This is a genomic window from Mesorhizobium sp. M8A.F.Ca.ET.021.01.1.1 (assembly GCF_003998025.1).
In the GTDB taxonomy this organism is placed as follows: domain Bacteria; phylum Pseudomonadota; class Alphaproteobacteria; order Rhizobiales; family Rhizobiaceae; genus Mesorhizobium.
On the sequence record NZ_RZSJ01000388.1, the window covers coordinates 1 to 5,995 of the forward strand.

7 protein-coding genes are annotated in these 5,995 nt (G+C 62.0%); 6 read left to right on the top strand and 1 reads right to left on the bottom strand.

All coding sequences use genetic code 11. From position 1 onward, the window contains the following. Window positions 1-368: 368 nt before the first annotated feature. The 6 genes from lptC (at window position 369) to ptsN (ending at window position 5,801) form a co-directional block, all read left to right on the top strand. Complete coding sequence (gene lptC / locus EOA36_RS24670) at window positions 369-1,082, top strand: LPS export ABC transporter periplasmic protein LptC (protein ID WP_127279797.1); 714 nt, start codon at window positions 369-371, stop codon at window positions 1,080-1,082. Then, the gene (locus EOA36_RS24675; protein ID WP_127279798.1) at window positions 1,069-1,674 is read left to right on the top strand and encodes an LptA/OstA family protein; all 606 of its coding nucleotides are present in this window, start codon (window positions 1,069-1,071) and stop codon (window positions 1,672-1,674) included. Before lptC ends, EOA36_RS24675 begins: the two co-directional genes overlap by 14 nt. Beyond that, complete coding sequence (gene lptB / locus EOA36_RS24680) at window positions 1,674-2,492, top strand: LPS export ABC transporter ATP-binding protein (RefSeq protein WP_127279799.1); 819 nt, start codon at window positions 1,674-1,676, stop codon at window positions 2,490-2,492. Before EOA36_RS24675 ends, lptB begins: the two co-directional genes overlap by 1 nt. Window positions 2,493-2,784: 292 nt before the next feature. Next, the gene (gene rpoN, locus EOA36_RS24685; RefSeq protein ID WP_127279800.1) at window positions 2,785-4,311 is read left to right on the top strand and encodes an RNA polymerase factor sigma-54; all 1,527 of its coding nucleotides are present in this window, start codon (window positions 2,785-2,787) and stop codon (window positions 4,309-4,311) included. 383 nt (window positions 4,312-4,694) lie between these two features. Continuing rightward, window positions 4,695-5,279, top strand: a complete 585-nt coding sequence (raiA, locus tag EOA36_RS24690; protein ID WP_127279801.1) for a ribosome-associated translation inhibitor RaiA — start codon at window positions 4,695-4,697, stop codon at window positions 5,277-5,279. Between the two features lie 57 nt (window positions 5,280-5,336). Continuing rightward, window positions 5,337-5,801 carry a PTS IIA-like nitrogen regulatory protein PtsN gene (ptsN, locus tag EOA36_RS24695; RefSeq protein ID WP_010911486.1) on the top strand — a complete coding sequence of 155 codons (465 nt, stop codon included), beginning with the start codon at window positions 5,337-5,339 and terminating at the stop codon, window positions 5,799-5,801. A gap of 65 nt (window positions 5,802-5,866) precedes the next feature. Here ptsN and EOA36_RS24700 read toward each other — a convergent pair. Beyond that, on the bottom strand, window positions 5,867-5,995 hold a 129-nt coding region (locus EOA36_RS24700), incomplete at its 5' end, for a DUF1150 family protein (RefSeq protein WP_127279802.1).

The window sequence follows — 5,995 nt, forward strand, 5'->3', positions numbered from 1 at the left end:
CTCAATGCCATCGTCAGCCTCACAGTCAGCGGGAAGAGACGCTTTTAGACCATGATGTCTCCATCGGGAAGCAGTTCCATCCCGCACATGGCGCGGCAATCCGCGCGCGACGGTCCTTATGCTGTCTGTTTTGTGACTGGTCTGTGCGGGGGACGCAAGGTAAGTGGGAAGAACTTCGGTGATGAAAAAAGACGCAAGGGCGACTATTTCTGCTATGAAGCACTGGCTATTGCGCTGACCCGGGTTTCGTTTGTGCAATGGCAGCTGTCACATTTTTGCGGTTTTCGTCGGCTTGTGCTTGCGTGAGGACGCTGGCGTCCCACCTATAGGCGGTGCTCCCCGGGGGCGGGTTTTAGAAGAAAGCAGTCATGTTAGCGCGACCGAATGAACCGGCCAGCCCGGAGACGGAGTTGGCTCCCCCGGAGGATGGCTGGACGCGGGACGAGGCCTTCGACCGCGCTCAGCGTCACTCGCGCCGCGTGCGCGTGCTCAAATTCGCCGTGCCCTTGGCCGCGGCGCTGATCGCCGTCGCCTTCCCGATCTATTCGTATCTCGCCGCCCCCGTTTCCGTCGCGGTGCAGGCGGAAGGCACCGCCTTCTCCAACGGCAAGCTGGTGATGGCCAATCCCAAACTCAATGGCTTCACCAAGCAGAAGCAGCCCTACTCGATGACGGCGCTGCGGGCGATACAGGATGTGAGCACGCAAGGCATCATCGAGCTCGAGGGCATCGACGCCAAGGTGCCGATCGCTCCCGACAATGTCGCGGCGGTAAAAGCCTCGCGTGGCACCTATGATCGCGACGGCAATACGATGAAACTGGACAGCGACGTCACCATCACCACGACCGACGGCATGCAGGCCAAGTTCAAATCGGTCTTCCTCGACATGGGCAAAGGCACTATGAAGACGGATGATCCCGTCGATGTCAGCCGTGGCGGGTCGCAGATCACAGCGAATTCCCTGTCGGTCCAGGACAATGGCAAGATCCTGGTGTTCGAGAATAGGGTGCGCGTCAACATTGATGCCGCCAGTCTGAAGGCGGCTGAGGCAAAGGGCGAAGAAGCGAATGTGGCTCAATAGTTCGACACGGCTTGCGGCCGCAACTTCGGCGCTGCTCCTGCTCAGCCTGGCGCCGTCGCTGGCGCAGTCGTCTGCCGCCAGTCAGGTGTCAGGCCTCAAACTGGCCGGTGACAAGCCGATCCAGATCGAAAGCGACAAGCTGGAAGTGCGTCAAGCCGAGAATGTCGCCATCTTCACGGGCAATGTCACCGTCGTCCAGGGGCCGACGCTGATGAAGGCCGGCAAGATGATGGTCTATTACATCAAGGATGCCAATGCCGCGGCCAAGGGCACGGAAGCCGCGGGCGCTGCGATGACCGGCTCGGCCAACATCGACCATCTCGAAATCTCCGACAAGGTGTACATCAAGTCGGATCAGCAGGTCGCTACCGGCGATCAGGGCAGTTTCGACATGAAGAGCCAGGTGCTGGTGCTTTCGGGCAAAAAGGTCGTCCTGTCGCAAAACGACAATGTGCTGGTCGGCTGCAAGCTTACCGTGCAGATGAAAAGCGGACTGGCCCAGGTCGATCCATGCGCTGGGCAGCGCGTGCAGATGTCGATCACGCCGCCGCCGAAATCGGATGCGTCGAAATCGGGAGCGACGAACCCCTGATGGCCAGCCTGTCGTCGCTGACGGCGCGTCTTCCGGGACGGGCCGCAGGCAAGCTTTCGGCTCCGGCCACGGTCACCGCCGACAAGGCGAAGTTCAAGGGAACCTTGATCGCCAAGGGCCTGACCAAGAGCTACAAGGGCCGCAAGGTCGTCAGCGGCGTCACGCTGGGCGTACGCGCCGGCGAGGCCGTCGGGCTGCTCGGCCCCAACGGCGCCGGCAAGACGACCTGCTTCTACATGGTTACCGGCCTGGTGCCGGTGGATGAAGGCACGATCGAGATCGACGGCTTCGACGTCACCTCGATGCCGATGTATCGCCGCGCGCGCCTCGGCATCGGCTATCTGCCCCAGGAGGCCTCGATCTTCCGCGGCCTCAATGTCGAACAGAACATCCGCGCCGTGCTCGAAGTGGTGGAAAAAGACCGCAAGGTCCGCGAGCGCAACCTCGACGAACTGCTCGAGGAATTCCACATCAGCCATCTGCGCAAGGCGCCGTCCATGTCGCTCTCGGGCGGCGAAAGGCGGCGCCTGGAAATCGCGCGCGCGCTGGCGACGCGTCCGGCCTACATGTTGCTCGACGAACCCTTCGCCGGCATCGATCCGATCGCGGTCGCCGACATCCAGCAATTGGTGCGTCACCTGACGGCGCGCGGCATCGGTGTCCTCATCACCGACCACAATGTGCGTGAGACGCTCGGCCTGATCGACCGTGCCTATATCATCCACGCCGGCCAGGTGCTGACCCATGGCCGCGCCGACGAAGTGGTGGCAAATCCCGACGTGCGGCGGCTTTATCTCGGCGAGGGTTTTACCCTCTGAGCAATTCCTTGTCCTACACGCCGCTTCGCTGCGTCTGTTTTTACGAAGTTCCGGCCAGGAAGCTGTTTTTTCCCCGGCTCTTGGAATTGCTCTGAGCGTGAAATTTGTTTCCTGACACGATTTTTCGGGCGGTGCGGCCTGTTTTTTCGCGGTTTTGCCGCGGGATAACGCTCCGGTAATCGGGTTTCGCTAGGCTTTGCCTTGACAAGCAAAAGCCGGGCCAGTTTCTATGCCCGCCGTGAAATTCATTCCGGAAGTCCGGACGCGTTCAGGAGGCGTTTGAAACCGAGCCATGGCGTTGGCGGCGAAACTACAGCTCCGACAGTCGCAGTCGCTGGTGATGACGCCGCAGCTGATGCAGTCGATTCGGCTGCTGCAGTTCACCCATGCCGAGCTTGAGCATTTCATCGACGAGGAGATCGAGCGCAATCCGCTCCTGGAGCGCGCCGAGCCGCAGGACGATGCCGCGAGCGATCAGGCGCAGAAGCTCGAGGCCGAGCCGCAAGCCGCCCCCGACGGCGACTGGTTCGAGAACGAAACGGCATGGAGCGCCGAGGCGATCTCGGAAAAGCTCGATACGTCCCTGGAAAACCTGTTTCCCGATGATCCCGGCACCAGCGAACGGCTCGGGCCCGACCTGACGGCGCAATGGAAATCGGCTTCGGGCAGCGGCGGCGGCTCCTCGTCCGAGGGGCTCGATGCCGGCGACATGGCGGCGAGCGCGATCACGCTGCGCGACCATGTCGGCGAGCAGATCGCACTTGCCTTCACCGATCCCGTAGCGCGGCTGATCGCCGGAGAACTTTCCGATGGGCTCGACGAGACCGGCTATGTCAGGGCCGATCTGGCGGAGATCGCCGCGCGGCTCGGCATCGACAGCCTGGCGGTGGGCAAGGTGCTGGCCGTATGCCAGACCTTCGAGCCGGCCGGCCTGTTCGCCCGCGATCTCGCGGAATGCCTTTCCCTGCAGCTTGCCGTGCGTGACCGGCTCGATCCGGCGATGAAGGCCCTGGTCGCCAATCTCGAACTGCTGGCACGGCGCGATTTCCAGACGCTGAAGCGGGTCTGCGGCGTCGACGAGGAGGATTTGCTCGACATGCTGGCCGAAATCCGGGCGCTCGACCCGCGGCCCGGCATGGCTTTTTCGGGCGGCGCCAGCGACGCCATCGTCGCCGATGTCGAGGTGCGGGCGGCCAATGACGGCAGCTGGACCGTCGAACTCAATGCCGAAACGCTGCCGCGCGTGCTGGTCGACCATATTTATTTCGCCCAGGTGTCGCCGCACGCGAAGAACCAGGCGGAGAAGGACTTCCTGGCCGAGTGCCTGCAGAACGCCAATTGGCTGACGCGCAGCCTCGACCAGCGGGCAAAGACGATCCTCAAAGTGGCCTCGGAAATCGTGCGCCAGCAGGACGCCTTCCTCGTCCATGGCGTACGCCATCTGAAGCCGCTCAACCTGCGCACGGTGGCCGACGCCATCGGCATGCACGAATCGACGGTCAGCCGGGTCACAGCGAACAAATACATGCTGACCCCGCGCGGCGTGTTCGAGCTGCGCTATTTCTTCACCGCCTCGATCGCGGCATCGGGCGGTGGCGAAGCGCATTCCTCCGAAGCGGTGCGTGATCGCATCAAGCAAATGATCGACGAGGAGAAGCCCGTCGATGTGCTGTCGGACGATGCTATCGTCGACATGCTCAGGGAAAGCGGCGTCGATATCGCCCGGCGCACGGTCGCCAAATACCGGGAAGGCATGAATATTCCCTCGTCGGTGCAGCGCCGGCGCGAGAAACGGGCGCTCGCCAGCGCCGGCCGCTAGAGCAAGTCCAGGAAAATTGTAAAGCGGTTTCCCGGGAAAAGCGCATAGCGCTTCCCTTGGCAATTGCGCCAAGGCAAAGAGATGGAGCGGCGTTTCCGTGAAATGATGGACAGCTCCATGCGCTCACGATTTCCACAGTTTTCGAGTTTCATTGACAAGCCACGGTGAAGTGGCTAGAAGCCCGCCCGCATGAGACGGGCCTGATGCCCGCTAGCGGATGGTCCGTCACGACATGACCCCGGGACGGTCAAGAAGGCGGCTTGTGATCAACCGGAAAGTTCGGATTTAAATCGGCGCGAGTGACGCCGCAAAGCTTGTGCGCACGGATCACGAGTATAAACTCGGGCCAGTTTGAAGCCTGAGCAAGGAAGGTCAGTTTTCAGATGAATCTGCGCATATCGGGAAAGCACATGGATATCGGCGATGCGTTCCGCACACGCATCAACGATCGGGTCGGTGAAGCGATCGGCAAATATTTCGATCGCGGCTTCGCGGGACACGTCACCGTCATCAAATCGGGTTCGCGCTATTCGGCGGATTGCATGATCCGGCTGGATTCAGGCGCCTCGCTGCAAGCCACCGGCGATGCCCAGGATCCGACGCTGGCCTTCGAGGCCGCAGCCGATCGGCTGGAGACCCGGCTTCGGCGATACAAGCGCCGTCTGAAATCGCACAATTCGGGCAATGGCAACGGCGAATTGACCGACATTGCCTATACCGTGATGGCACCGCTTGCCGATGACGATGAGGAAATCCCGGAGGATTTCGCACCGGCCATCGTCGCCGAATCAACCATGACGCTGAAGACCATGTCGGTGGCCTCGGCCGTCATCGAGCTCGATACCAAGGACAGTCCGGTGGTTGTTTTCCGCAATGCCGGAACCGACCATCTCAACATCGTCTATCGCCGGCCCGACGGAAACATCGGCTGGATCGATCCGTCCACGACCAAAGTCGCACAGGGATAAAAGCCAGCCGCACGAGGGGTGGGGACTGGCGCGGCAGGCGAACAAGGATTTTCAAGTATGGATCTGAGCGATCTTATCAGCGTTCCGGCGATTTTGCCGGCGTTGAAGGCGAACTCCAAGAAGCAGCTTCTGCAATTGCTGTCCGAGCGGGCGGCGGCGATTTCGGGCATTCCGGAACGGGAGGTGTTCGACACCATCCTGCAGCGTGAGCGCCTGGGTTCGACCGGCGTCGGCAACGGCATCGCCATCCCGCACGGCAAGCTTGCCGGCGTGAAGCGCATCGCCGGCGTTTTCGCCCGGCTGGAAACGCCCGTCGATTTCGAATCGCTGGATGACCAACCGGTCGATCTGGTGTTTCTGCTGCTGGCGCCTGAAGGGGCGGGTGCCGATCACCTCAAGGCGCTGTCGCGCATCGCGCGCGTGCTGCGCGATGCCGACACGGTGGCCAAGATCAGGGGAACGCGTGACGCCACGGCGATCCATGCGCTTTTGTCGGACACGCAGGCCTCGCACGCGGCCTGAAGTCATCTTCTTTAAGATATCACCCCAAGGGCCGCCGTGAGCGGCCCTTTCGTTTCCGTCCCGCCTTAATGAATGGCGACGGTGGTCAAATCGTTTTCCATGGCGCCGGCCAGAGCACGGTCACGCGCATCGGAAAGCAGGATCGGCTGGCCGTTGGCGCCAAACAGGGCCCACAGCTCCATGCCGGGTGCGAT